The following is a 25,016-nucleotide window of genomic DNA, read 5'->3' on the forward strand; positions in this document are numbered from 1 at the left end:
AGAATGTTGGGACCATCGGCGCATACGGATCACTTTACCCGCGATAATCTTCCTCCATTGGAGGAATGGCCTGAGCTGCTGATGGAAAATTTCCAGTACCCGGAATGGCTGAACGCCGCCGTGGAACTGACCGATGCCATGGTCGCCAAAGGTTTCGGCGACAATACCGCGCTGATCGGCAACGGCCGCCGCCGGACCTATAAGGAATTGACTGACTGGACCAACCGCATCGCCCATGCGCTCGTCGAAAATTACGGTGTTGAGCCGGGTAATCGTATTCTCATACGCTCCGCCAACAACCCGGCCATGGTCGCCTGCTGGCTGGCGGCAACCAAGGTTGGTGCGGTTGTTGTTAATACGATGCCGATGCTGCGGGTGGGGGAACTTACCCAGATCGTCGATAAGGCTGAGATATCTCTGGCGCTGTGCGATACGCGCCTGCTTGAAGACATGGAAACCTGTGCCAAATCCAGCAAGTTTCTGAAAAAGGTCGTCGGCTTTGATGGAACCGCCAATCACGAGGCGGAACTGGACCGGATCGCGCTCGACAAATCTGTTCGTTTCGAAGCTGTGAAAACCGGCCGCGATGATGTTGCGCTGCTTGGCTTCACCTCAGGTACGACGGGCGAGCCCAAGGCAACGATGCATTTCCACCGCGATCTTCTGATCATTGCCGATGGCTATGCCAAGGAAGTGCTGGGTGTTCGCCCGGATGATATTTTCGTCGGTTCACCACCGCTGGCCTTTACCTTCGGTCTTGGAGGCCTCGCGATTTTTCCCCTGCGCTTTGGTGCTGCAGCCACTTTGCTCGAACAGGCAACGCCGCCAAAGATGATCGATATTATCGAGACCTATAAGGCAACGATCAGCTTTACCGCACCCACCGCTTACCGCGTCATGTTGCAGGCGATGAATGAGGGTGCTGATTTGTCTTCCCTGCGCATCGCGGTCTCGGCAGGTGAGACATTGCCAGCGCCCATCTATGAAGCGTGGATGCAGAAAACCGGCAAGCCACTGCTTGATGGCATCGGCGCAACGGAAATGCTGCATATTTTCATCAGCAACCGGCTGGAGGATTCAGGTCCGGGTAAAACCGGCAAGCCCGTCAGCGGATATCAGGCTGTGATTGTCGATGAGGGGATGAAAGAAGTACCGCGCGGCGAAATCGGCCGGCTTGCGGTGCGCGGGCCGATCGGTTGCCGCTATCTCGCCGACAAGCGCCAGAAGAATTATGTCCGCGATGGCTGGAATCTTACCGGCGATTCCTTCTTTCAGGACGAGGACGGTTATTTCCACTTTGCCGCGCGCTCCGACGATATGATCATTTCGGCTGGCTACAATATTGCCGGGCCGGAAGTGGAAGCGGCACTGCTCGCCCACCCGGATGTCAGCGAATGCGCTGTTATCGGTGCGCCCGATGAAACCCGTGGCCAGATCGTGCAGGCGCATGTGGTTCTGCGGGCCGATGTTGCGGCGAGCGACGAAACGATCAAGCGCTTGCAGGACCATGTCAAACAGGTCATAGCGCCCTACAAATATCCACGCTCAATCAAGTTTCTCGATGCGCTGCCCAAGACAGCGACAGGGAAAATACAGCGCTTCCAGTTGCGCAAGGCATATCAGTAACAGCGTCAGGCACAGGACGCATTCCAGAAAGAAATCAGGTAGGAAATCGGAATGGCAGAGATCATACATCCGCAGGGCTGGCCAGCGGCAAAGGGTTATGCAAATGGCATGGCAGCCGAAGGCAAGGTCATCTTTGTCGGGGGACAGATCGGCTGGACCAAGGACCAGATTTTTGAGACGGATGATTTCGTCGAACAGGCCGAACAAGCCATGCGCAATATTGTCGATGTGCTTGCAAGCGCCGGTGCACAGACGACCGATCTTGTGCGGCTGACATGGTTCATCACCGACAAAAAGACCTATGTGGCCGAGCAGAAGCGGCTGGGCGAAGCCTATCGCCGGGTTTTCGGACGGCATTTTCCAGCAATGACGCTGGTACAGGTCGTTGCGCTGCTTGAGGATCGCGCGTTGATTGAGATCGAGGCGACAGCGGTCATTCCTGCCCGCCCATAGAGCGAGCAGGAATATACGGCATTACGCGGGCTTGCTGGCAGCAAGGAACGCCAGCTTGGCGGGTAGTGCCAGAAGCTTAGAAAGCTCAACACGTTCTGGCGTATAGTGATGCTCTACGTCGAGACAATTGACGGTGCCGAGCAGTTCGCCTGCAATGACTACGGGAATGTTGATCACTGAACCGCAGCCGAGCGCCCAGATCGTTTCATGATCTGAAAACACCGTCGCAATGTCGGCAATGGTATTGGCAACRAAGGACTGACGGTCCTTGTGCACCGTATCGAACCAGCGGTCATAATGGATCGGCTTGGTGCCTGATACCGGGTAGCTCTTGGCATCCGAGGTATATTCACGGCGCGCCAGTTCATTCTTCATGTCGACGGTCATGATGGTGAACAGCTTGGCGCCGATGATCTTTTGCGACAGCACCTGCAATGCCTGCCATGGGCCGTCGGCGCTCGTGTCATTGGCGATATCAGCGTCAAATTCGGCCAAAGCCGCTGTGATGTCTTCCTGTGTCATTTCCTGATCCTTGATCGTTTTTCAACCCGTATGTGCGACGCTGATTTCCATCAGTTCGCGCGAGTAGGTTTCTTTCAGCGCACCGCGCTTGAGTTCAGCCACGTCGGCTATTTCGACAATCCGCCCATGGCGCATGACAGCCAGCCGGTCACAGAGAAACGAGACGACGGGCAGATTGTGCGTCACCATGAGGAAGGTGAGGTTCTGTTCGCGGCGCAAGCGTTTGAGCAGATTGAGAATTTCCGCCTGCACCGAAACATCGAGCGCCGAGGTGGGCTCATCCAGCAGCAATAGCTTGGGTTCAAGCATCAGGGCGCGGGCTATGGCAACACGTTGGCGCTGGCCGCCAGACAGTTGGTGCGGATAGCGGAAGCGGAATTTGCGCTCGAGCCCGACGGCTACGAGAATATCCTCAACACGGCTGTTCTGACTGCCGATGCCGTGAATGGCCAGCGGCTCGCTCAGGATGGCATCAACCGTCTTGCGCGGATGCAGGGAACCATAGGGGTCCTGAAACACCATCTGGCAATGCTTAGCGAAATGCTGATCAATGCCATGGCTGCGCGGCTGGCCGAAGGCGGTGATTGATCCCGTCCATTGCGGCGCAAGACCGGCAACGGCTTTCAGAACCGTTGATTTACCCGAGCCGCTTTCGCCGACCAGAGCAAAGCTTTCACCCTCAGCAATATCAAGGCTGATGCCGTGGGTGATCTGCGTCTCGCCATAGGAAATGTCGAGATTGTTCAAAGCGAGTGCGCTCATTTGGCCGCCCATGCATTGCGGTCGAGAACGGGCAACTCGTCGCGGGTTTCATCCAGTCTGGGAATGGCCGCAATCAGCCCGCGCGTATAGGGATGTGTTGCATTGCGTAGCTCTCCTGCCTTGCATTCCTCAACGATTTTGCCGGTATTCATAACCAGAATGCGGTCGCAATAGCTCGAAACAAGGTTGAGGTCATGGCTGATGAAGATAAGCCCCATACCTTTACGCTTGACCTGTTCGTCAATGATATCAAGCACCTGCGCCTGCACCGAAACATCAAGCGCGGAGGTCGGCTCATCAGCAATCAGCAGATCGGGTTCGGGGATCAGCATCATCGCGATCATCACGCGCTGACCCATGCCGCCGGATATTTCATGCGGATAGAGCGTGGCGACACGTTCCGGATCGGCGATGCGCACAGCCTCCAGCATGGAATGCACGCGCTGTTGGGTTTCCCGGCGTGGCAGGCGTTTGTGAGTTTGCAACGCTTCGGCAATCTGCTCGCCGACAGTCATAACAGGGTTGAGCGAGAATTTCGGGTCCTGCATCACCATGGAGATGCGCGCGCCGCGAATACTGCGCATCGCCTTCTCCGACTGCTTGTTCAGATCGATACCGTCAAAGCGGAATGTGTCGGCACTGACCTTACCGGGTGCGCGTATGAGTTTGAGAATGGCGCGGCCGGTCATCGATTTGCCCGACCCACTTTCGCCAACAATGCCGAGCCGTTCGCGGCCAAGGGTGAAGGAAATACCGCGTACCACGTCAATCGGACCCTTGGGCGTAGGAAAGGTGACGCGCAGATTGTCGACCTCGAGCAGGGGCGTACTCAATGCTGTTCTCCGCTCTTGGGATCAAGGACATCGCGCAAACCATCGCCGAGGAAGCAAAAGCCAAGGCTGACAATGATGATGGCAAAGCCCGGCATGGTCGCCACCCACCACTGATCCAGAATGAAGGAGCGACCACGCGCAATCATTGCCCCCCATTCGGGCAGGGGAGGCTGTGCGCCAAGACCGATGAAGCCGAGGCCAGCAGCGGTCAGAATAATACCCGCCATATCAAGCGTGACGCGCACGATCATTGACGAGGTACACAGTGGCAGCACATGGCCGAGAATAACCCGCAGCGAGGAAGCACCTTGCAGGCGGATCGCGGCGATGAATTCCGAGTTTTTGAAGGTTAGCGTTTCCGCCCGGGCAATGCGGGCATAGCCGGGCCATGAGGTGATTGCGATGGCGATAATGGCGTTTTCGATGCCGGGTCCAAGTGCCGCCACAAGCGCCAGTGCCAGAATGAGTTTGGGCATGGAGAGGAAAATATCGGTGATGCCCATCAGGATGCGGTCGATCCAGCCGCCGAAATATCCGGCGACAGCGCCGATAATCAGTCCGGCAGGCGCGGCAAGCACGGCCACCAGCACGACGATGACAAGCGTGATGCGTGCGCCATAGACCACGCGGGACCAGATATCCCGGCCAAGCTCATCCGTTCCCATCCAGTTGATACCACCCGGCGGTAACAGGCGCTGTGCCAGATCCTGTTTTAGCGGATCATGGGTTGCGATGAGCGGCGCAAATATTGCGGTGAGGATCAGTACAAGAATGATGATCGCGCCGACGGCGGCCAGCGGATTGCGCGAGAGAGCGCCGCATATCCGGTAAAGGCGGCCAAGACGGGCCTGCATCCGCGAGGCGGGGCTATCGTCGATCAGCCAGCTATGTACATTTGCCATCGGTGCCTCCTAACGCGCGCGGGGATCAAGGACGCGGTAGAGCACGTCGGAAATCTTGTTGATGCCGATAAAGACCGCACCGATGACGAGGGTTGCGCCAAGCACGGCGGACATATCCGCATTGAGCAGCGCCACGGTCAGATAATTGCCGATACCCGGCCAGGAAAATATTGTCTCGATCATGACAGAGCCTTCCAGCAATGCAGCATAGGAAAGGCCGATGACGGTGATCAGCGGAACCAGAATAGGCCGGAATGCATGGCGCCAGATGACAAGCCGTTCCGACACGCCTTTGACGCGTGCAGTGGTCACATATTCCTGCGACAGCTGGTCGAGCATGAAGGAGCGCGTCATGCGCGCGATATAGGCAAGGCTGAAGAAACCAAGCACCGAGGCGGGCAGGGCGAGATGCCAGAGCGCATTGACGAAAATCTCGGTTTCACCTGCCAGCAGGCTGTCGATCAGCACAATACCCGTGACCGGATCGACCAACCCGTCATAGAAAATATCGAGGCGGCCGGGACCCGCGACCCATTTCAGGCGGGCATAGAAAACCGCAAGCCCAACGAGGCCAAGCCAGAAGGCGGGAACCGCATAGCCCAGCAGTCCGACCACGCGGATGATCTGATCAACCAGACTGCCCCGGCGGCTGGCGGCATAGACCCCCATGGGAACACCGAGCAGCACACCGATGATGATGCCGAGTGTGGCCATTTCGAGCGTTGCCGGAAAGACGCGCTTCAGATCGTCGAGAACGGGTTTGCCCGTTGATACGGATGTGCCGAGATCGCCCCGAAGCACCGAGCCGACATAATGGAAGAATTGTACGAGGGCTGGCTGGTCGAGCCCCATCTGTATCCGCGCCGCTTCATAAACCGCACGCGGCGCGCGGTCACCGACCACAGCCAGAACCGGATCAATGGGGACAACGCGGCCAATGAAGAAGGTGATGGCCAACAGTCCGAGAAAGGTGATGAGCACGGAGATGACAAAGCCCCCCAGCCCGAAGATCAGGCGCGCACTCCGGCTCTTGCGAAAGCCCGGTCGCTTGGCCGCCTTGGTGGCAATACCTGCCAATGTTTCGGATTCGAATGCCAAATCCTGTGCCTTCCCATTCTTGACACCTGGGTTGGCCCATTCGTGTCGACTGTTCCCGTCGATCCCGGTCTAAAATTCAGGGGTGCGGATGCATTTTGCCTGAGCCTGCCGAAGATTCTGCTTGGACCATACAAAAATTTTTGCTTAGATCAAAGAAATTTTACTAAGAGTGGAATCGCCCATGTCTTCCGAGGTCCGCAACACTGACAGACAGCCCAAGATCGGGGCAATGATCCGCGCACGGCGGCGTCAATTGCAGCTGACATTGCAGGAAATCTGCGATGCCGCAGGCATCTCAGTCGGATATCTCAGTCAGGTTGAACGCGATCATGCCACACCGTCACTGGGAACGCTCGCGCAGATTTCGCGCAGCCTCGATGTCGGGATGGATTATTTTATTGCCACCCCGAACGTGGAAGACGCGCTGACCCGGCAGGGCGAGCGGCAGAAATATTCGGTCGACGGTTCCTCCATTGTTTACGAGCAGATCGCTACGGATTTTGCCGGGAACATTCTTTCGTCTGTCATCATGCATATACCGGCGGGATACCGCTCCGAAACGGTCAGCCATGAGGGCGAAGAAATCCTCTATGTGCTTGAAGGTGTCATTACCCATCAGCTTGACGATGAAGAAGTGGTGCTCTCGACCGGTGATAGCCTGCATTTTCGCGGCAACCGGCCCCACGCGTGGTGGAATGATACGGACAAGACGGCGCGGGTTCTCTGGACAGGGACATTGCCCATATTCCGGACCCGCCTTTAGACCGCTTCAACAAAAACAACCCAATAACAATAACAATCCAGAGGAGAATGAAGAATGAAACTGTTCAAAGCGGCACTGTTTGCCGCTTCCGTTATATCCGCATCTGCGCCGCTTACCGCCCATGCGGCAACCCCCGGAAATGCATTGGTTGTGGCCCAGAATATCGACGATATCGTCAGTATCGATCCGGCTGAAGCCTATGAGTTCACCTCGGGCGAATATGTAACCCAGACCTATGACCGTCTGGTGCAATATGACGCGCCTGACGTAAAGACGCTGGCACCGGGTCTGGCGACGGAGTGGAAGGTGGATGATGCCGCCAAGACCATCACCTTTATCCTGCGGGACGGCGTAAAATTCACCTCGGGCAATCCGCTACGGGCTGACGATGTGGTCTATTCCTGGAAGCGCGTTATTGCACTGAACAAGGCACCTGCCTTCATTCTGGCGCAACTGGGCTGGACTGCTGATAATTTCGACAAGATGGTTACGGCATCCGGCAACACGGTTGTCGTTAAATATGATGGCGATTTCTCTTCGGCCTTTGTGCTCAACGTTCTCGCTGCCCGTCCTGCCTCTGTCATTGACGCGGTGACGGTGAAGGCCAATGAAGCCAATGGCGATATGGGTAATACGTGGCTCAAGTCCAATTCCGCCGGAACCGGCCCGTTTGTTTTGAAAGCGTTCCGTCCGGCGGAGATCATCAGCCTTACAGGCAATCCTAATTATTTCGCGGGTGCACCGGCAATGAAGTCGGTCATTATCCGCCATGTGGCCGAAGCCGCGACCCAGCAATTGCTGCTTGAGTCTGGTGATGTGGACATTGCCAAGAACCTGACACCGGATCAGGTCGCCAGCCTTTCGACCAAGGGCACAGTCAATGTCGAGACCTATCCACAGGCCGCTGTGCATTTTCTCAGTCTGAACCAGAAGGATGAGGCGCTGACCAATCCTGCCGTCTGGGAAGCAGCGCGTTACCTTGTCAACTACAAGGGCATGACGGACTCGTTCCTCAAGGGACAGATGCAGGTGCATCAGGCATTCTGGCCAGCGGGTTTCCCCGGCTCATTGGATGATACGCCCTATACCTATGATCCTGCCAAGGCGAAGAAAATCCTCGCCGATGCCGGTGTGAAAACCCCTGTTAATGTTACGCTTGATGTGATCAATTCAACGCCATTCACCGATATGGCGCAGTCGTTGCAGGCGGGTTTTGCCGAAGCCGGGATCAACTTCAACATCATTCCCGGCACGGGCAGTCAGGTCATCACGAAGTACCGTGCCCGTACCCATGAGGCCATGCTGCTCTATTGGGGCCCTGACTTCATGGACCCTGATTCAAATGCCAAGGCATTCGCCTTCAACGAGGATAATTCCGACGGCAATTACCAGTCGACCACCACATGGCGCAATGGCTGGGCGGTCCCGGCTGAACTCAATGCTGAAACCAAGGCAGCGCGTGCCGAAGCCGACCAAACCAAGCGCAACCAGATGTATGTTGATCTGCAGAAAAAAGTGCAGGAGAAATCACCGATTATTGTGATGTTCCAGGCAGCAACACAGGTAGCATTGGCCAAGAATGTCTCGGGCTATGTCAACGGCGCGACCTCGGATTTTGTCTTCTACCGCCTTGTAAAAAAGAACTAGGCAACACTGCTTCAGGGTCGCCCGGATTGCCGGGCGGCCCATATCCAACGTCCATATCAACGGGAATAGCAAAATGTCTGAACTTCGGATGACGCGCCTGCGCCAACGCATGGCTGAAACGGGAACCGATCTTGTCGTGGTCGGTCCTTCCTCACATATGGTCTGGCTTGCCGGGCTTTCGCCCCATGGTGATGAGCGGCCTGTGCTGCTGATTGTCAGCAAAGACCATGCCGGGCTGCTGATGCCTGCACTCAATGCGGACAGTTCGCGTCAGCATACGGATCTGCCATTCTATCCATGGACCGACGGTGAAGGTCCCGATGCGGCGCTTGCCGCCCTGCTGAAAGATGCAGGTGCGTCGAAGCCCGGCATCAAGATTGCCCTTGATGAAACAATGCGTGCGGATTTCGCGCTGCTTGTTATTGACGCATTGCCGGGTGCCAAGCGCACCTTCCTCAATGATACGGTCGGCTATCTGCGCGCCCGTAAGGACGACGCTGAGTATGCGGCTCTCAAGGCCAACGCCCTTATCAATGATGGGGCGATGCGTGCGGCTTTTGCTGCATTGAAACCGGGTGTTACCGAGCAGGAAATCGCTGGCGTTGTCAGAGATTTCTACAAGGCCAACAATGCAAAGCCTGAGTTCACCAGCGTCTGCTTTGGTGAGAATGGTGCATTCCCTCACCACCATACCGGCGAGCGCAAGTTGAAAGCCAATGAAGCTGTGCTGATCGATATTGGCGGGCGCAGTGATGGCTATCCCAGTGATATGACCCGCGTTGCCGTCTGCGGCGAAACGCCAGAGGATTTCGATAAGGTGCATGCGGTGCTTGATCGTGCGGTCGAGGCGGCCATTGCTGCGGCCAAACCCGGTGTGGCTGCCAGGGAAGTCGACAAGGCGGCGCGCGATGTGATCACCGAAGCAGGTTACGGGGAATTCTTCCTGCACCGTACCGGACATGGCATGGGCATCGATATCCACGAGCCGCCCTACATCACCGCAACCTCCGAAGCCATTCTCGAAGATGGGCACGTATTCTCGATTGAACCGGGCATTTATCTCAGCGGCAAATTTGGCCTCCGGCTGGAAGAGATCGTGATCATCCGTGGCAACAGGGCGGAAGTCCTGTCCGAACTGCCAAGAACGGCTTTCAAAGCTTGATAATAGAAGGCCGTTTCGCAACCGAAACGGCCTTTACCTTCTACTTTTGGCTCTGTGTCTTAATGTAGCATTGCACAATTTGAGTGCATGCGCAAAATTAAGGCATGTCCGCTTCGCTATCGATCATGGTCTTTGACGAAAACCGCATCCGTGCTTCAATTATTGAAGAGGGATTGCGGGAGGCGGGCCATGACCGCGTGGTGGTTTTGCATGATATTGCCGGTCTTGCGCGCCAGATCGAACAGATTCAGCCCGATGTGATCGTCATTGATATCGAGACACCCAATCGGGATATGCTGGAGCATCTTTTTCAGCTTAGCCGCTCCGTGCGCAAACCGATTGCCATGTTTGTCGATAGTTCCGACAGTTCCTCAATCGAGGCCGCGGTGGATGCCGGTGTTTCCGCTTACGTGGTTGATGGTCTGAAGAAAGAACGTGTCAAACCCATTCTCGATATGGCGGTGAGCCGTTTTAAAGCATTCAGCCGTCTGCAGCAGGAGCTGGCCGAGGCAAAAACGGCGCTGGAAGAACGCAAGATCATTGAGCGCGCCAAGGGTATTTTGATGAAATCGCGCAAAATATCTGAAGAAGAGGCTTATTCGCTGCTGCGGCAGACAGCCATGAACGAGAAGAAGAAGCTTTCCGATATCGCCCAAAGCGTTGTCATGGCCGCAGCCATGCTTGGAAGCTAGGAAGAGAGGTCGGCCGTGAGTTTTATCGGGACGAACAATGGCCAGAGCATGGGCGGTGGATTGGCGGCGCCATCGGCGATGCGCAGTGAAGGCGTCCGCGTGGTCAAGGCCGGTTTCATTCCGCTTGTCGATGCGTCTGTTCTCATTGCGGCTGCCGAATTCGGCTTTGCCGCGCGCGAAGGCATTCAGCTCGAACTGGTGAAGGACGTGTCCTGGGCCAATATCCGTGATCGGCTTGCCTTCCGGCAGTTTGACGTCGCGCATATGCTCGCGCCCATGCCCGTTGCATCCGCTTTAAGTCTTGGATCAAACCCTTCGCCTGTCATTACACCGTTCACCCTTGGCCGAGGTGGCAATGCCATCACCCTTTCAGTTAATCTCTACCGCCGCATGCAGGCGTTGGCAGATCTTACCGGTGACGAGGGCGCGCTTGCCAATGCCGAGGCCCTGAAACTTGTCATTGACGATATTAGGGTGCGGGGCGAGCCGCTGCCGGTGCTGGGCACGACCTATCCATTTTCATCGCATAATTATGAACTGCGCTATTGGYTGGCGGCGGGTGGCATCCATCCGGACCGCGACGTGAAACTGGTGGTCGTGCCGCCGCCCATGACCTCGGATGCTCTCTCGGCAGGAGCGATTGATGGCTTCTGCGTCGGTGCACCGTGGAACATGGTGGCTGTCGCCCGCGAAGTCGGAAGAATTGTCGCCGTCAAGGAAGATATCTGGCCGTCTAGCCCGGAAAAGGTCATTGGTGTTCGACCCGAATGGGCTGACAGCAACCCGGAAACATTGGCGCGATTGATCGTCGCTCTCGACCGCGCGGCGGCATGGTGCGATGTGCCTGATAATCGCCGCGAGCTGGCGCAGGTTCTGTCAGAGCCCCGTTATATCGATACATCGGAAGATATTTTGCACCGGGTGCTGCTTGGGCGTTTCACCACCGACCCCGATGGACATGAGCGAACAGTGCCTGACTATTTCTCGTTTCACCGGAACGCCGCGAACTTCCCTTGGGTCAGTCAGGCGCAATGGATATTCAGTCAGATGATCCGGTGGGGACAGGTGGCGCATTCGCCGGAAAGACAGGGGAAGGTGGCGACGGCTTTTCGTCCTGATCTCTATCGCAATGCGCTCGGACCGCGTTCGGATATCCCGGTTGAAGACATGCGCGTTGAAGGTGGGCATCGCGCCGATGGTTTTATTGATGGGGCGATATTTGATCCACAAAACATCCCCGAATATCTCAAGGGTTTTCAGGTTCATAATCTTGAAACACGCGTCGCAGGGGATGACGAAGTCTGATGCGCAAAATTTGTGCCCTGCACAATAAATAAGCGCAATCACATGTGCATCTGCACATTTCGACTCCGGTCATCTGCTTCCGATCCAAATGTGAAAATGCTGAGGATGTATATAAATATCAATAATTACAATATCTTATAAATTTTATAATCAACTGGCACGTATATTGCTTTTATAAAACCGTTCCGTCAACGAAGACAGGAACCGCGAGCATCGCCATCGGATGCTTTCAAAGACACAGACGTCGCTTGGACGAGTTCATTCACCTCACAGTGGGAATGCACTTCATCCAGCGGCGTTTTTTTATGGCTCAAGCTGCACGGAAAAGCAGCGCTGCAAAGGGGATTTGTGATGAAGGTGACATTCTCGACAGGCATGCCAAGGCGCACGCTTTTGCGGGCAGGGGGCACTCTGGCGCTGCTGGCCGCGGCCAAGGCTGCGCTTCCCTCAGGTGCCTATGCGGCCAGTGCTGGGCCAGAGACAACCAAGGCGACGCTTGGCTTCATTGCGCTGACGGACGCTTCCCCGCTGATCGTGGCCAAGGAGAAGGGCTTTTTCGCCAAACATGGCATGCCCGATGTTGATGTGGTCAAGCAGGCCTCTTGGGGTACGACGCGCGATAATCTGGTGCTTGGTTCTGCAGGCAATGGCATTGATGGCGCGCATATATTGACGCCGATGCCCTACCTCATCAGCACCGGCAAGGTCACCCAGAACAACCAGCCTCTGCCGATGGTCATCCTCGCGCGGCTTAACCTCGATGCGCAGGGTATTTCGGTTGGCTCGGCCTATGCGGGTTTGAAGGCCGGGGTGAACTCGGGTGTTCTGAAGGAAGCTTTTGCCAAGAAGAAGGCGGAAGGCAATGCGGCCAAGGCTGCCATGACTTTCCCCGGCGGCACGCATGATCTGTGGATCCGCTATTGGCTGGCCGCCGGTGGCATCGACCCTGACAAGGACGTGGAAACTATCGTCGTTCCGCCACCCCAGATGGTTGCCAATATGAAGGTTGGCACCATGGATTGTTTCTGCGTTGGCGAGCCGTGGAATGCCCAGCTGGTCAATCAGGGCATTGGTTATACGGCTCTTAACACTGCCGAGATTTGGGCCAAGCATCCTGAAAAGTCCTTCGCGATGCGCGCGGACTGGGTGGAGAAAAACCCGAATGCCACCAAGGCGCTCCTGATGGCCGTGATGGAAGCCCAGCAATGGGCTGATGATATGGCCAACAAGGACGAGCTGGCGGCAATCGTTGGCAAGCGTGCGTGGTTCAACGTCCCGACCACCGATATCGCCGGGCGATTGAAGGGTGACTATGATTTCGGCGGGGGCCGTGTCGAGACTGCCAGTCCGCATCTGATGAAGTTCTGGCGCGACCACACATCCTATCCGTTCCAGAGCCATGAAAAGTGGTTCCTGACCGAGAATATCCGCTGGGGCAAATTTGCACCGGATACGGATATTGCCGCGCTGGTCGGCAAGGTGAACCGCGAAGATATCTGGCGTGAAGCTGCCAAGGAACTCGGCGTTGCCGCCGCGGATATTCCGGCTTCCACATCACGCGGTCCGGAAACCTTCTTCGACGGCAAGGTGTTCGATCCAGACAGCCCACAGACCTATCTCGCCAGCCTAGACATCAAACGTTTTGCTTGAGGAAACCGGCATGACAGCCAGCCCCGTTCCCATCCGTTCGAATGAAAAGCCCGTGTCCAATGAAAAGCCTGTGGTGGCCAAGATCATGACACTTTCGATCCCGCCAAAACCGGGTTCGTCCCGTCGTTTTCCGCAATGGCTTTCCTCTTTGGCGGCGCATCTATTGCCACCTTTGATCACGCTGGTGTTTCTGCTGGTGCTGTGGGAAATCCTCTGCTCTTCGCCAACGTCAAGCGTTCCGCCACCCACCAGGGTCGTGTCAGAAACGTGGGAGCTGATCGCCCACCCGTTCTATGTCGGGCAGGGCGTTGATCAGGGGTTGTTCTGGCACATTCTTGCCAGCCTGAAGCGCGTGGCTCTCGGCTATTGCCTTGCCGCTGTTGCGGGCATTGCGCTTGGCACGCTTGTCGGCCAAAGCGAATGGGCGATGCGGGGGCTTGACCCTATCTTTCAGGTTCTGCGCACGGTGCCGCCGCTCGCATGGCTGCCTCTGTCATTGGCCGCATTCAAGGATGGCAACCCGTCCGCAATCTTCGTGATTTTCATCACCGCCATCTGGCCGATCATCATCAACACTGCCGTCGGTATCCGCAATATTCCGCAGGATTATCAGAATGTTGCGCGGGTGCTTCGGCTCAACCAGTTTGAATATTTCACCAAGATCATGATCCCGGCTGCAGCCCCCTATATTTTCACCGGCCTGCGCATCGGTATCGGCCTGTCATGGCTCGCCATTGTGGCGGCGGAAATGCTCATCGGCGGCGTCGGCATCGGGTTCTTCATCTGGGATGCATGGAACTCGTCGCGCATCAGCGACATCATTCTGGCCCTGATCTATGTCGGCATCGTCGGATACCTGCTCGACCGCGCTATCGCCTTCATCGCCAAGACTGTCACCCGCAACACCGCCAGCGCTTGAGGAAGCTATTATGTCGAAACCCTATCTCTCTCTGGAACAGATCGACATGGTATTCAGCCGTGGCGGTGCCAGCACGCAAGTTTTGAACCAAGTCTCACTTAATGTGGAAAAGGGCGAGTTCATCTCGATCATCGGTCACTCCGGCTGTGGAAAATCCACTTTGCTCAACATTGTTGCGGGGCTCACCAAGGCAACACGCGGCGTGGTGTTTCTGGAAGGCAATGTTGTTGACACGCCCGGACCCGACCGTGCCGTGGTGTTCCAGAACCATTCGCTGCTGCCGTGGCTGACTGTTTATGAGAACGTCAAGCTCGCCGTCGACAAGGTCTTTTCATCGAGCAAAAACCGGGCGGAGCGGCATGACTGGACCATGCGCAATCTCGAACTGGTCCAGATGGTGCATGCGAAGGATAAACGTCCGTCTGAGGTTTCGGGCGGCATGAAACAGCGTGTGGGTATTGCGAGGGCTCTGGCCATGGAGCCAAAAGTGCTTCTGCTTGACGAGCCGTTCGGTGCGCTTGACGCCCTGACCCGCGCACATTTGCAGGATCAGGTGATGCAGATCCATACGGAACTCGCCAATACGGTGCTGATGATCACCCATGATGTGGATGAAGCGGTGCTGCTTTCCGACCGCATCGTCATGATGACCAACGGTCCATCAGCCAAGATAGGCGAAATCCTCGATGTGCCGCTGGTACGTCCGCGCCGCCGTATCGAATTGGCCTCGGATGCCACTTACATCCGCTGCCGCTCCTCTGTGCTGAAGTTCCTCTATGAACGTCACCGCCTTGTGGAGGCCGCATAAGATGGAAGCAGCAACGAAAAAGCAGAAGCTCGTTGTCATCGGCAATGGCATGGCGCCGGGGAGGGCGCTTGAACATCTCTTCGAAATGGCGCCAGACGCCTATGACGTGACGATTTTCAACGCCGAGCCGCGCGTTAATTACGACCGGATCATGCTGTCACCGGTTCTGTCGGGCGAGAAGGCATTTGAGGAAATCATCATCCACGGCGATGGCTGGTACATCAAGCATGGCATCACGCTCTATAAGGGGCATAAGATTGTCGGGATTGACCTCGCAGCCAAGACCGTAACCTCCGATGCTGGAACGACCGAGACCTATGACAAGCTGCTGATTGCGACGGGCTCCGTGCCGTTCGTCCTGCCGGTTCCCGGCAATAATCTTCCGGGTGTTTTGACCTATCGCGACCTTGATGATGTCAACGCCATGCTGCTTGCCGCCCAGTCGCGTGCAAGGGCGGTGGTGATCGGCGGCGGCCTGCTCGGCCTCGAAGCGGCCGCTGGTCTGAAATCGCGCGGCATGGATGTCACGGTTCTGCACATCATGCCGACACTGATGGAGCGTCAGCTTGATCCGGCGGCGGGCTATCTGCTTGAACAGGCCGTGGAGCAGCGCGGCATCCGCGTGATGACCAAGGCCAGCACCAAGGAGATAACCGGCCAGAACAAGGTGAAAGGGGTCCTCCTTGCCGATGGTACGACACTATCAGCCGATCTGGTGGTGATGGCGGCGGGTATCCGGCCCAATGCCCTGCTTGCCAAGGAAGCGGGGCTTGAAACCAATCGCGGCATTGTTGTCGATGGTGGTATGCGCACTTCTGATCCAGATGTGTTTTCCATCGGAGAATGCGCCGAGGTTGGCGGTCAGTGCTACGGGCTCGTCGCGCCACTCTATGAAATGGCGCGGGTGGTGTCGGCGCAACTGGCGGGCGATGCCGATGCAAAGTTCGTCCACAGCGAGACGCCAACCAAGCTGAAGGTCACAGGCATAAACCTGTTTTCGGTTGGTGATCTTGGCGAGGGTGACGATAGGCAGGAGATTGTGCTGCGCGACGCGGCGGCTGGTGTCTACAAACGGCTTGTGCTCAAGGATGACCGCATCATCGGCACGGTGCTTTACGGCGAAACCTCAGATGGTGCGTGGTTTCATGACCTCACCAAGAAGCGCACTGATATCTCAGAAATGCGCGATACGCTTATCTTCGGCCAGTCCTATCAGGGAGGGTCCCCGCTGGACCCTATGGCGGCCGTTGCAGCCTTGCCAGATGATGCGGAAATCTGCGGTTGCAACGGCATATGCAAAGGCAAAATCACCGGTGCCATTTCTGGCAAAGGGCTGACTTCGCTCGATGATGTGCGGGCTCATACCAAGGCTTCGGCCTCCTGCGGAAGTTGCACCGGACTTGTCGAACAGCTTCTGTCGATCACACTTGGCGACTCCTATAATCCCTCTGCCGTTACCCCAATGTGCAGTTGCACGGACCTCGGCCATGATGATGTCAGGCGGCTGATCAAGGCGAAGAAGCTCAAATCCATTCCGGCTGTCATGCAGGAACTGGAGTGGAAAACCTCCTGTGGCTGTGCCAAGTGCCGCCCGGCATTGAACTACTACCTCGTTGCCGACTGGCCGGATGAATATGCGGATGATTATCAGTCGCGGTTCATCAATGAGCGGGTCCACGCCAATATCCAGAAGGACGGAACCTATTCCGTCGTGCCGCGCATGTGGGGCGGGGTGACCAACTCTAGGGAATTGCGGGCGATTGCCGATGTGGTCGACAAATTCGAGATACCGGCGGTAAAGGTCACCGGCGGCCAGCGCATCGATATGCTTGGGATCAAAAAGGAGGACCTTCCCGCTGTCTGGGCCGATCTTGGAAAGGCCGGGTTTGTCTCAGGGCAAGCCTATGCCAAGGGTCTGCGCACGGTAAAAACCTGTGTCGGAACCGACTGGTGCCGGTTCGGGACGCAGGATTCGACGGGGCTCGGTATTCGCATTGAAAAGTTCATGTGGGGTTCCTGGACCCCGGCCAAGGTCAAGATGGCGGTCTCGGGCTGTCCGCGCAATTGTGCCGAAGCCACCTGCAAGGATGTCGGGATTATCTGTGTGGATTCCGGTTATGAAATCCATTTTGCCGGAGCTGCCGGTCTCGACATCAAGGGCACCGAGGTGCTGGGCATGGTCCGGACGGAAGACGAAGCGCTGGAGCACGTGGTCGCGTTGACGCAGATGTACCGCGAACAGGGCCGGTATCTCGAACGCATTTATAAATGGGCCAAACGTGTCGGTCTTGACGAAATCCGCCGCCAGATCATGCAGGACGATGCCAAACGCCGTGGCTATTTCGAGCGGTTTGTTTTCAGCCAGAAATTTGCGCAGGTCGATCCATGGTCCGAGCGGGTTTCGGGCGTCGACAAGCACGAGTTCCAGCCTATGGCCAGTGTCAGCTATCAACAGGCAGCGGAGTGAAATGATGAACTGGGTTGAGATTGGAACCATCAACGACATTCCGCGCCGTGGTGCCCGCTGTGTGAATACACCCGATGGCAAGATCGCGGTTTTCCGGACCATGGAAGACCAGATTTTTGCCATTGATGACCACTGTCCACACAAGGGCGGACCGCTTAGTCAGGGCATTGTGCACGGTGCTGCGGTGACGTGCCCGCTGCACAATTGGGTCATCTCGCTGGAGACGGGCAAAGCCCTCGGAGCTGATGAGGGGAGTGTGAAGACCATCGCTCTCAGGCTGGATGGCGACCGGATTCTGGCCTTGCTTGAACTTGCCGCTGTAGCGGCGGAATAGACCGGCATGGAGCATCAGCCGCATTCTCCGGTTACCGTCCGCACCACCTGTCCCTATTGCGGCGTAGGCTGCGGCGTGCTCGCAACGCCCAAGGATGATGGAACGGTTGGCATTGCTGGCGATCCGGATCATCCGGCTAATTTCGGACGGCTCTGTTCGAAAGGTTCGGCGCTCGGTGAAACGGTTCATTTGGATGGCCGGTTGCTTGAGCCGCAAATATCAGGCGAGCCTGCAAGCTGGGAGAGTGCGCTTGATCTGGTGGCGGATCGCTTTGGTGCTGCTATCAGGAAACATGGCCCTGACAGTGTCGCCTTCTATGTCTCCGGTCAACTTCTGACGGAGGATTATTACGTTGCAAACAAGCTGATGAAAGGTTTCATCGGCTCGGCCAATATCGATACCAACTCGCGGCTTTGCATGTCGTCATCGGTGGCCGGGCATATCAGGGCCTTTGGCTCGGATACGGTTCCGGGGACCTATGAGGATCTGGAACTGGCCGACCTCATCGTTCTGACCGGCTCAAACCTCGCCTGGTGTCATCCGGTACTTTATCAGCGCATCGCAGCGGCCAAGGTCGCGCGCCCGGAAATGCGCGTTGTTCTTATCGATCCGCGTCGCACCATGACCGCGGATATCGCCGATATGCATCTGCAAATCCGTCCCGATGGCGACACGGCACTCTTTATTGGTCTGCTCGGGTTTCTGGCGGCACGGGGTGCTTTGGATCAAAGCTATATTAACAGGCACACGACGGGGTTTGATGCGGCATTGGCGATTGCCAGCCCATACAATCTGGAAATTGTCTCCAGACAAACGGGAATAGCGCAAGACATTCTGTCAGCCTTTTACGAACTGTTCGCAAAAACCGAGCGATGCGTGACCGTCTATAGCCAAGGCGTCAACCAGTCGGTATCCGGCACCGACAAGGTCAATGCCATCATCAATTGCCATCTGGCCACGGGCCGCATTGGCCGTCCGGGTATGGGACCATTTTCCGTAACGGGCCAACCCAATGCGATGGGCGGACGGGAAGTGGGTGGGCTTGCCAATATGCTGGCCAGCCACATGCAGATCGAGAATGCCGGACACCGGCAGTTGGTACAGAATTTCTGGGCTTCACCTGATATACCAAAGAAGCCGGGCTTAAAGGCAGTTGATCTGTTCAAGGCTGTTGGTGATGGCCGGATCAAAGCCCTGTGGATCATGGCGACCAATCCTATTGATTCCATGCCGGAAGCCGATGGTGTGGCGCAGGCACTGAAGGGCTGCCCGTTTGTCGTCGTGTCCGATATTAACGCGAACACCGATACAACAGCCTTTGCGCATGTTCTGCTTCCCGCCGCCGGATGGGGCGAAAAGGATGGCACGGTCACCAATTCCGAGCGGCGGATCAGCAGGCAGCGACCATTTCTGCCTACGCCCGGCAAGGCAAGGCCGGATTGGTGGATTATCACGGAAGTGGCAAAGCGGATGGGATTTGCCAATGGCTTTCCCTACCAGAACCCGGCGCAGATCTTTGCCGAGCATGCGGCTCTTTCGGGTACGGACAATAATGGCAGCCGTGACTTTGATATAGGCGCACAAGCGGCCATATCAGCGACGGAGTATGCTAGCCTTACAGCCTTTCAATGGCCGCAGGGTCGGGGGAGTGTAGCCTCTGACGGGCGCTTCTTTGCCGATGGCAGGTTCTATACCGCAGATGGCCGCGCACGGTTCATTGCAGTTTATCCGGATGAAACGTTTCACCAGGATGGGCTTTTTACATTGAACAGCGGCCGTGTCCGCGATCACTGGCACACGATGACACGCACGGGAAAGAGCGCACGGCTTTCAGCCCATTTCGCCGAACCTTTTGCGGAAATCCATCCGCTTGATGCGGCGGAGAGGGGAATAGCCGATGCAAGTCTCGTCAAGCTGCGCAATGCTCATGGCGAAATCATCGTGCGGGCGCTGCTGACCGACCGGCAGGCGCGCGGCAACGTGTTTGTACCCATGCACTGGACCAACCAGTTTTCCGGCAGCGCGCGTGTTGATACGCTGGTGACATCACGCACCGATCCGGTCTCGGGGCAGCCCGCACTGAAGATGGCAAGGGTTGACGTTCAGCCGTTTGCTGCCGGCTGGTATGGTTTCGCGGTCCTGCGCAACAAACCTCCGGCCATTGCTGCGGATTATTGGGCGCTCGCCAAAACCAATGATGGCTACAGGCTGGAATTGGCTGGCCTTGAGGATTTGGACGACTGGTCCGCATTCGTCGAGGCGCTTTTCGGTGCTGGCGATGGCATGCCGTTGTTGCGCTATCACGATGAGAAGAATGGTCAGCATCGTATGGCTGTTTTCACCGATGATAGGTTGATCGGTGCGCTCTATATAGCGCGCGAACCCGTCGCCGTTTCGCGCAGCTGGGCCAGCGAACAACTGTTACAAAATTTCGCCTTAGCGCAAAACCGCTTCCAGCTTCTGGCAGGGCGGCCCGGCAGGGATATGCCCGACAAAGGCGCCATCGTCTGTTCGTGTTTTTCCGTCGGGCGGAATGAGATTGCCAGCGCGGCACGCAGTGGCTGTCACAGCGTCGCGGCAATCGGAGAGGCTTTGAAAGCGGGCACCAATTGCGGCTCCTGCCGCGCCGAGATCAGGGGGATTGTTGATGCAAATCTTGTCCAGGCCGCAGAATAGTCCGAGTCCCGGAAGCATCGGGGAACTGGCCGTCCTGCCAGTGTTTTTCAACCTTCAGGGCAAGCGCTGTGTTGTCGTTGGTGGTACGGCTGCGGCTGCCTGGAAAGCCGAATTACTGGCCGCGGCAGGTGCCAATGTTCATGTCTACACCGGTGCAATGAGCGAAGAAATGTCGGCGCTTGTTGCGGCTGGAACCTGCATTCATCACCCGCGTGCTTGGTTGAAGACCGATTTGCGCGGCGCGGCAATAGCTGTTGCCGATGCGGCAACCGAGCAGGAAGCCCATCAGTTCCGTGACGCGGCGGTAAAATCGGGGGTGCCGTGCAATGTCATCGACCAGCCCGCATTCTGCCAGTTTCAATTCGGCTCCATCGTCAATCGCTCGCCCGTCGTGATTGGCATATCAACCGATGGCGCAGCACCGATTTTGGGGCAGGCGATCCGAAGGCGGATTGAAACGATCCTGCCCGTATCACTTGCCGCATGGGCGCAACTGGCAAAGCAGTTGCGCAGTCATATCGCCGATGTGCTCCAACCGGGTCGCCAGAGACGGCAGTTCTGGGAGCATTTCGTCAATCGCGCTTTTGATGCGGAGCCCGCACCTGACGAAGAGATCAGGCTTGCGGCAACGGCAGGGGAGATCGCCGACGACAGCAGCGGGCGAACCGGAACGTTGACTGTCATTCCTGTTGCAAGCGACGACCCCGAGCTTTTAACACTACGGGCCATGCGTCAGCTGCAAATGGCTGATGTCATCTTTCACGATAAAAATGTGTCGCCAGCGGTCTTGCAACTCGCACGGCGTGAGGCCAAACGGATCGCCTTGGACCATGAAACGTTTCATGACAACAATAGAGCCAAACAGCTCTGTTCGGCGGGCAAACATGTCGTGGTTCTCAGTCGGCTTTAAGCCGCATCCTGATCAAGCTCCGGATAATGGCGGAAAATGCCATCTTCGTTGAATGGAATACGCCGCGGTGATGCGAGATAACGGGCAATATTGGGTCGCTGCTGAACCCGATCATGCAAGGCCACGAGTAAGGGGTAATCACGACCAAGCGTTTGGGTTGCGCGCGGAAACGCATATCGCAGTCCCTCGATCACCTGAAACAGCGAAAGATCGACATAGCTCAGTTTGTCACCGACGCTGTGCTTTTGATCTCCGCTGGACAGGACACGTTCAAAATAGCCGAGATATTTCGGGATGCGATGGTCAATGAAGCTGGTGGCGCGTGCCTTTGCCGCTTCCTTTTGATCCTCATAGTAAAGCTCGGTTGCGATGGGGTGATGCGTATCGTGTACTTCGCAGACGAAATCGGTAATCGTTAGTTGCAGACCATTGGCGACATAGCGCAGTCCTTCATCTTCAGGTGCCAGCCCGAGTTTTGGCCCGAGATAAAAAAGAATATTGGCCACATGCGAGATAATCAGCTCCCCGTCCTTCAAAAACGGCGGCGCGAATGGCGTATGCAAACCACCAGAGCTTTTGAGCATTTTCATCATCGCTGCTGTGCCGCGCCCGCTACCGGACTCGCGGGTGATGTCGATATAATCAGCGCCAGCCTCTTCCAATGCCAGTCTGACATACTCGCCGCGTCCCTGTATTCCGTCCCAATAATAGAGTTCATATGGCATTTCCGGGTTCTCCATTTCTCTCTACCGAAGCTGCTTTGGTTTCCTCGATCAGCCAATCGATGAAGGCTTGTGTTGCTGGTCCGATTTTGCCGTCCTTGGGCGTCACCAGCCAATGGGCGGTTCTTGTAGAAGTAATTGTCTGGGGAAATGGTTGCACCAGACGCCCGGTCCGCAAGTGATCGTGGATCAGCAGCATGCGGCCTATGGCAATGCCCTGACCATCAAGTGCCGCCTGCAGGGTGATGTTGTAATCGGTCAATTGGATGGTGCGTGCCTGAGACAAATCCAGGCCCACCGCATCAGCCCACACCTGCCAGTCAACCGGCTTTTTTGCGAATAGCAGCGTGTGCCGCAACAAATCCTGCAGCACCGCAATTGCGGGACCAGTTTGAAGCAATGCAGGACTGACAACCGGGCTGAGCTGCTCAGCCATCAGCAAGCGTGAATTTACCCCGGTCCAGTTGCCGTCGCCATAACGGATGGCAATATCAACCTCGCCGCCCGCTACATCAGCCGTGCGTAAGGTGGGGTCGAGTTCAAGGTCGATATTGGGATGTCGGGACTGAAATTTATGCAGCCGCGACACCAGCCAGTTTGCGGCAAATGAAGGCAGCAAGCTGATCCGGATCACGTTGCGATTGCTCTTGCTGCGCAGATCAGATGTGGCCGTGGCGATAAGACGAAAGGCATCGGTCGTGCGGGCAAGATAATCAGTGCCTTCCGGGGTCAGGGCGATACTGCGCGCCTTGCGGACGAACAGCGGCAGGCCGAGAAACTCTTCCAGCTGGCGGATGTGATGGCTGACGGCGCTTTGCGTAATGAGCAGTTCCTCACCCGCCCTTCGAAAACTCATCAGCCGGGCGACAGCTTCAAAGGCCCGGAGTGCCTGCAATGGCGGCAAGGTTGTGGAAGAACGCATGGGGGTCTCGTGCTTTCGAGAACAAAATTGGGTTGGTCGTTACGATATCGAGATTTCAAGACATTAGCCAGATCGATCGGTAATCCCGGTGATTTGAATTGGACCCACCGGCGCGCACCGCAGATGATGCGTCTAAATTCAGCCGGAGATTATGATGTCAGTTACAATAGCAGAGAAACTAGCAAGCATTGGTCACGAATTGCCGGTCGCATCCACCCCAGTTGCAAATTATGTATCGGTTGTCCGTGCGGGCAATCTGCTCAGCATCTCGGGCCAGATCAGCCGGATTGATGATGAAAATGCCGTCCATGGTGTTGTCGGTGCGGCAGTTTCTCCAGAAGAAGGGCGCAGAGCAGCAGAAATCGCAGCGATCAACGTGCTGTCCCAGATCGCTGCGGCGACCGATGGTACGATTGCAGCCGCGCGCCGTATCGTCAGGCTCGGAGTTTTTATGGCTGCAACACCTGATTTTACACAGCATCCGCAAGTGGCCAATGGCGCGTCGGATTTGATGGTGGCCGTATTTGGCGATGCAGGCCGCCACAGCCGCGCGGCTGTCGGCGTCAGTTCCCTACCACGTGGTGTTACGGTTGAGATTGATGCACTTGTCGAGCTGGAGGGTTGATCGTAATGGAAGCACTCGACATTGAACAGCTGCGTTCGGAAACACCGGGTTGTGCCATCAGCACGCATTTCAACCATTCCGGCTCGTCGCTGCCATCGAACAGTACACTTGCGGCGGTAACAGAGCACTTGCAGCGTGAATCGCTCTATGGGCCGATGGAAGCCGCTGCCAACGCCGCAGGTCTGATCGACGAAGCGAGGGCGGACGCGGCTGGTCTCATCGGCGCAACGCCTCAGGAAATCGCCTTCTCCAGCAGCGGTTCGGCCGCATGGGGCCTGACCTTCGCCGCGTTACCGCCGCTGAAAGCAGGAGATCGCATTCTCGTCGGACGTCAGGAATGGGGCGGCAATCTTTCGACCATGCAGGCGGCCGCCAACAGAGCAGGTGCGCGGATGGAGATCATCCCGGCCAATGAAGATGGCAGTGTTGATGCTACGGCGCTTGCAGCCATGATCGATGAGCGCGTGCGGCTTGTCGCCTTGACGTGGCTTCCGGCCAATGGCGGGCTCATTAATGATGCAGCGGCAATTGGACGGGTGACCCGGGCTGCGGGCATCCCCTATTTCATCGATGCCGCGCAGACGCTCGGCCAGCTTCCGGTGGATGTGGCCACCATTGGCTGCGATATGCTCAAGGGCTCGGGTCGTAAATATCTGCGTGGCCCACGCGGTGCTGCCATTCTCTATGTGAGGAAGGATTTTCAGGATAGGCTGGAACCGGCCTATCTTGATGTGCTCTCCTCATCATGGGGCGAAGACGGGCCGAATGTGCGAATGGATGCCCAGCGTTTCGAGACGAGTGAAAAGCCGATTGCCCTGCTTCTCGGATTGGGCGCGGCATTGAAACAGGCGCGAAGCCTTGGCGTATCTGCGATCCGCGAGCGGATTGTCAGCCTTTCCGGGCAATTGCGCGATCAGCTCAGCGCCATTCCCGGCGTGACGGTTCAGGACCTTGGTACGGAAAAATCCGGCCTTGTGTCCTTCACTTTGGAAGGCATGGCACCACAGATTATTAGAAGCAAGCTTGCGGAAAAGCGGATTACAATTGCGGCAAATGGGATACCTTACACACCGCTTGATATGACCGCGCGTGGGCTAAACGAAATTGCGCGTGCGTCGGTCAGCTATCTGAATACAAGACAGGAAATAGACCGTCTTTGCGACAATGTTGCCGTGCTTGCACGGCAGGCCGCTTGACGGAACGAAGGACAGGTGAGGA

General features: G+C 56.7%; 23 protein-coding genes. 16 read left to right on the forward strand and 7 right to left on the reverse strand.

Translation table 11 applies throughout. The annotated features are described in order from the left end of the window. Window positions 1-3 precede the first annotated feature (3 nt). Both AB4Y96_RS15400 and AB4Y96_RS15405 read left to right on the forward strand, forming a co-directional pair. Window positions 4-1,626 carry an AMP-binding protein gene (locus tag AB4Y96_RS15400; RefSeq protein ID WP_441918327.1) on the forward strand — a complete coding sequence of 541 codons (1,623 nt, stop codon included), beginning with the start codon at window positions 4-6 and terminating at the stop codon, window positions 1,624-1,626. Between the two features lie 51 nt (window positions 1,627-1,677). Next, window positions 1,678-2,079 carry a RidA family protein gene (locus AB4Y96_RS15405; RefSeq protein ID WP_441918328.1) on the forward strand — a complete coding sequence of 134 codons (402 nt, stop codon included), beginning with the start codon at window positions 1,678-1,680 and terminating at the stop codon, window positions 2,077-2,079. Window positions 2,080-2,100: 21 nt separating this feature from the next. On the opposite strand, the gene AB4Y96_RS15410 is transcribed toward AB4Y96_RS15405, so the two are convergent. The 5 genes from AB4Y96_RS15410 to AB4Y96_RS15430 are packed head-to-tail and all read right to left on the reverse strand — an operon-like array spanning window position 2,101 to window position 6,112. Then, window positions 2,101-2,601, reverse strand: a complete 501-nt coding sequence (locus AB4Y96_RS15410) for a GAF domain-containing protein (protein ID WP_441918329.1) — start codon at window positions 2,599-2,601, stop codon at window positions 2,101-2,103. Window positions 2,602-2,622: 21 nt separating this feature from the next. Then, window positions 2,623-3,363: an ABC transporter ATP-binding protein gene (locus AB4Y96_RS15415; RefSeq protein ID WP_441918330.1), complete on the reverse strand. Its 741-nt coding sequence runs from the start codon at window positions 3,361-3,363 to the stop codon at window positions 2,623-2,625. Next, entirely contained in the window at window positions 3,360-4,196 is an 837-nt protein-coding gene (locus AB4Y96_RS15420; protein WP_441918331.1) for an ABC transporter ATP-binding protein, read from the reverse strand. Before AB4Y96_RS15420 ends, AB4Y96_RS15415 begins: the two co-directional genes overlap by 4 nt. Beyond that, window positions 4,193-5,098, reverse strand: coding sequence for an ABC transporter permease (locus AB4Y96_RS15425; protein ID WP_441918332.1), 906 nt, complete (start codon window positions 5,096-5,098; stop codon window positions 4,193-4,195). The genes AB4Y96_RS15420 and AB4Y96_RS15425 overlap by 4 nt, the downstream gene beginning before the upstream one ends. Window positions 5,099-5,107: 9 nt before the next feature. Further along, the gene (locus AB4Y96_RS15430) at window positions 5,108-6,112 is read right to left on the reverse strand and encodes an ABC transporter permease (protein WP_441918397.1); all 1,005 of its coding nucleotides are present in this window, start codon (window positions 6,110-6,112) and stop codon (window positions 5,108-5,110) included. Between the two features lie 265 nt (window positions 6,113-6,377). Between AB4Y96_RS15430 and AB4Y96_RS15435 the strand changes: the two genes are divergently transcribed. The 12 genes from AB4Y96_RS15435 to AB4Y96_RS15490 all read left to right on the forward strand — a co-directional run bounded on the left by AB4Y96_RS15435 (window position 6,378) and on the right by AB4Y96_RS15490 (window position 21,529). Continuing rightward, on the forward strand, window positions 6,378-6,959 hold the full coding sequence (locus AB4Y96_RS15435) for a helix-turn-helix domain-containing protein (protein WP_441918333.1): 582 nt from the start codon (window positions 6,378-6,380) through the stop codon (window positions 6,957-6,959). Between the two features lie 54 nt (window positions 6,960-7,013). Then, a complete protein-coding gene (locus AB4Y96_RS15440; RefSeq protein ID WP_441918334.1) occupies window positions 7,014-8,606 on the forward strand; it encodes an ABC transporter substrate-binding protein in 1,593 nt (530 codons plus the stop codon). A 73-nt stretch (window positions 8,607-8,679) separates the two neighbouring features. Then, window positions 8,680-9,768, forward strand: coding sequence for a M24 family metallopeptidase (locus AB4Y96_RS15445; protein WP_441918335.1), 1,089 nt, complete (start codon window positions 8,680-8,682; stop codon window positions 9,766-9,768). Between the two features lie 104 nt (window positions 9,769-9,872). Beyond that, window positions 9,873-10,460: an ANTAR domain-containing response regulator gene (locus tag AB4Y96_RS15450; protein WP_091884943.1), complete on the forward strand. Its 588-nt coding sequence runs from the start codon at window positions 9,873-9,875 to the stop codon at window positions 10,458-10,460. Window positions 10,461-10,508: 48 nt separating this feature from the next. Further along, window positions 10,509-11,765: a CmpA/NrtA family ABC transporter substrate-binding protein gene (locus AB4Y96_RS15455; protein WP_441918398.1), complete on the forward strand. Its 1,257-nt coding sequence runs from the start codon at window positions 10,509-10,511 to the stop codon at window positions 11,763-11,765. 351 nt (window positions 11,766-12,116) lie between these two features. Beyond that, window positions 12,117-13,415 (forward strand): CmpA/NrtA family ABC transporter substrate-binding protein, encoded by a 1,299-nt coding sequence (locus AB4Y96_RS15460; protein WP_441918336.1) that lies wholly within the window; start codon window positions 12,117-12,119, stop codon window positions 13,413-13,415. A 10-nt stretch (window positions 13,416-13,425) separates the two neighbouring features. Continuing rightward, window positions 13,426-14,334 (forward strand): nitrate ABC transporter permease, encoded by a 909-nt coding sequence (gene ntrB, locus AB4Y96_RS15465; RefSeq protein ID WP_441918337.1) that lies wholly within the window; start codon window positions 13,426-13,428, stop codon window positions 14,332-14,334. A gap of 10 nt (window positions 14,335-14,344) precedes the next feature. After that, a complete protein-coding gene (locus AB4Y96_RS15470; protein WP_441918338.1) occupies window positions 14,345-15,142 on the forward strand; it encodes an ABC transporter ATP-binding protein in 798 nt (265 codons plus the stop codon). 1 nt (window position 15,143) lies between these two features. Then, window positions 15,144-17,609 carry a nitrite reductase large subunit NirB gene (gene nirB / locus AB4Y96_RS15475; protein ID WP_441918339.1) on the forward strand — a complete coding sequence of 822 codons (2,466 nt, stop codon included), beginning with the start codon at window positions 15,144-15,146 and terminating at the stop codon, window positions 17,607-17,609. Window positions 17,610-17,613: 4 nt separating this feature from the next. Further along, the gene (nirD, locus tag AB4Y96_RS15480; RefSeq protein ID WP_441918399.1) at window positions 17,614-17,943 is read left to right on the forward strand and encodes a nitrite reductase small subunit NirD; all 330 of its coding nucleotides are present in this window, start codon (window positions 17,614-17,616) and stop codon (window positions 17,941-17,943) included. A gap of 6 nt (window positions 17,944-17,949) precedes the next feature. After that, on the forward strand, window positions 17,950-20,619 hold the full coding sequence (locus tag AB4Y96_RS15485; RefSeq protein WP_441918340.1) for a nitrate reductase: 2,670 nt from the start codon (window positions 17,950-17,952) through the stop codon (window positions 20,617-20,619). After that, window positions 20,591-21,529 (forward strand): NAD(P)-dependent oxidoreductase, encoded by a 939-nt coding sequence (locus AB4Y96_RS15490; protein WP_441918341.1) that lies wholly within the window; start codon window positions 20,591-20,593, stop codon window positions 21,527-21,529. The genes AB4Y96_RS15485 and AB4Y96_RS15490 overlap by 29 nt, the downstream gene beginning before the upstream one ends. Here the strand turns inward: AB4Y96_RS15490 and AB4Y96_RS15495 are convergent. Beyond that, window positions 21,526-22,254 carry a glutathione S-transferase gene (locus tag AB4Y96_RS15495; protein ID WP_441918342.1) on the reverse strand — a complete coding sequence of 243 codons (729 nt, stop codon included), beginning with the start codon at window positions 22,252-22,254 and terminating at the stop codon, window positions 21,526-21,528. The two genes, AB4Y96_RS15490 and AB4Y96_RS15495, sit on opposite strands and share 4 nt — an antisense overlap. Further along, window positions 22,244-23,173: a transcriptional regulator GcvA gene (gene gcvA / locus AB4Y96_RS15500; protein ID WP_441918343.1), complete on the reverse strand. Its 930-nt coding sequence runs from the start codon at window positions 23,171-23,173 to the stop codon at window positions 22,244-22,246. The genes AB4Y96_RS15495 and gcvA overlap by 11 nt, the downstream gene beginning before the upstream one ends. Window positions 23,174-23,327: 154 nt before the next feature. On the opposite strand from gcvA, the gene AB4Y96_RS15505 reads away from it, so the two are divergent. Next, window positions 23,328-23,798 (forward strand): RidA family protein, encoded by a 471-nt coding sequence (locus AB4Y96_RS15505; RefSeq protein WP_091884923.1) that lies wholly within the window; start codon window positions 23,328-23,330, stop codon window positions 23,796-23,798. Window positions 23,799-23,803: 5 nt separating this feature from the next. After that, the gene (locus tag AB4Y96_RS15510) at window positions 23,804-24,994 is read left to right on the forward strand and encodes an aminotransferase class V-fold PLP-dependent enzyme (protein WP_441918344.1); all 1,191 of its coding nucleotides are present in this window, start codon (window positions 23,804-23,806) and stop codon (window positions 24,992-24,994) included. The last annotated feature ends 22 nt before the right edge of the window (window positions 24,995-25,016 follow it).

This window comes from Phyllobacterium sp. TAF24, assembly GCF_052113785.1.
Classification (GTDB): Bacteria; Pseudomonadota; Alphaproteobacteria; order Rhizobiales; family Rhizobiaceae; genus Phyllobacterium.

Excerpts from the sequence above, each read along its gene's own strand:
- AB4Y96_RS15400 (WP_441918327.1), top strand. The coding sequence starts at position 4 with ATGTTGGGACCATCGGCGCATACGGATCACTTTACCCGCGATAATCTT.
- AB4Y96_RS15405 (WP_441918328.1), top strand. The coding sequence starts at position 1,678 with ATGGCAGAGATCATACATCCGCAGGGCTGGCCAGCGGCAAAGGGTTAT.
- AB4Y96_RS15415 (WP_441918330.1), bottom strand. The coding sequence starts at position 3,363 with ATGAGCGCACTCGCTTTGAACAATCTCGACATTTCCTATGGCGAGACG.
- AB4Y96_RS15425 (WP_441918332.1), bottom strand. The coding sequence starts at position 5,098 with ATGGCAAATGTACATAGCTGGCTGATCGACGATAGCCCCGCCTCGCGG.
- AB4Y96_RS15435 (WP_441918333.1), top strand. The coding sequence starts at position 6,378 with ATGTCTTCCGAGGTCCGCAACACTGACAGACAGCCCAAGATCGGGGCA.
- AB4Y96_RS15440 (WP_441918334.1), top strand. The coding sequence starts at position 7,014 with ATGAAACTGTTCAAAGCGGCACTGTTTGCCGCTTCCGTTATATCCGCA.
- AB4Y96_RS15445 (WP_441918335.1), top strand. The coding sequence starts at position 8,680 with ATGTCTGAACTTCGGATGACGCGCCTGCGCCAACGCATGGCTGAAACG.
- AB4Y96_RS15450 (WP_091884943.1), top strand. The coding sequence starts at position 9,873 with ATGTCCGCTTCGCTATCGATCATGGTCTTTGACGAAAACCGCATCCGT.
- AB4Y96_RS15460 (WP_441918336.1), top strand. The coding sequence starts at position 12,117 with ATGAAGGTGACATTCTCGACAGGCATGCCAAGGCGCACGCTTTTGCGG.
- ntrB (WP_441918337.1), top strand. The coding sequence starts at position 13,426 with ATGACAGCCAGCCCCGTTCCCATCCGTTCGAATGAAAAGCCCGTGTCC.
- AB4Y96_RS15470 (WP_441918338.1), top strand. The coding sequence starts at position 14,345 with ATGTCGAAACCCTATCTCTCTCTGGAACAGATCGACATGGTATTCAGC.
- nirB (WP_441918339.1), top strand. The coding sequence starts at position 15,144 with ATGGAAGCAGCAACGAAAAAGCAGAAGCTCGTTGTCATCGGCAATGGC.
- nirD (WP_441918399.1), top strand. The coding sequence starts at position 17,614 with ATGAACTGGGTTGAGATTGGAACCATCAACGACATTCCGCGCCGTGGT.
- AB4Y96_RS15485 (WP_441918340.1), top strand. The coding sequence starts at position 17,950 with ATGGAGCATCAGCCGCATTCTCCGGTTACCGTCCGCACCACCTGTCCC.
- AB4Y96_RS15490 (WP_441918341.1), top strand. The coding sequence starts at position 20,591 with ATGCAAATCTTGTCCAGGCCGCAGAATAGTCCGAGTCCCGGAAGCATC.
- AB4Y96_RS15495 (WP_441918342.1), bottom strand. The coding sequence starts at position 22,254 with ATGCCATATGAACTCTATTATTGGGACGGAATACAGGGACGCGGCGAG.
- gcvA (WP_441918343.1), bottom strand. The coding sequence starts at position 23,173 with ATGCGTTCTTCCACAACCTTGCCGCCATTGCAGGCACTCCGGGCCTTT.
- AB4Y96_RS15505 (WP_091884923.1), top strand. The coding sequence starts at position 23,328 with ATGTCAGTTACAATAGCAGAGAAACTAGCAAGCATTGGTCACGAATTG.
- AB4Y96_RS15510 (WP_441918344.1), top strand. The coding sequence starts at position 23,804 with ATGGAAGCACTCGACATTGAACAGCTGCGTTCGGAAACACCGGGTTGT.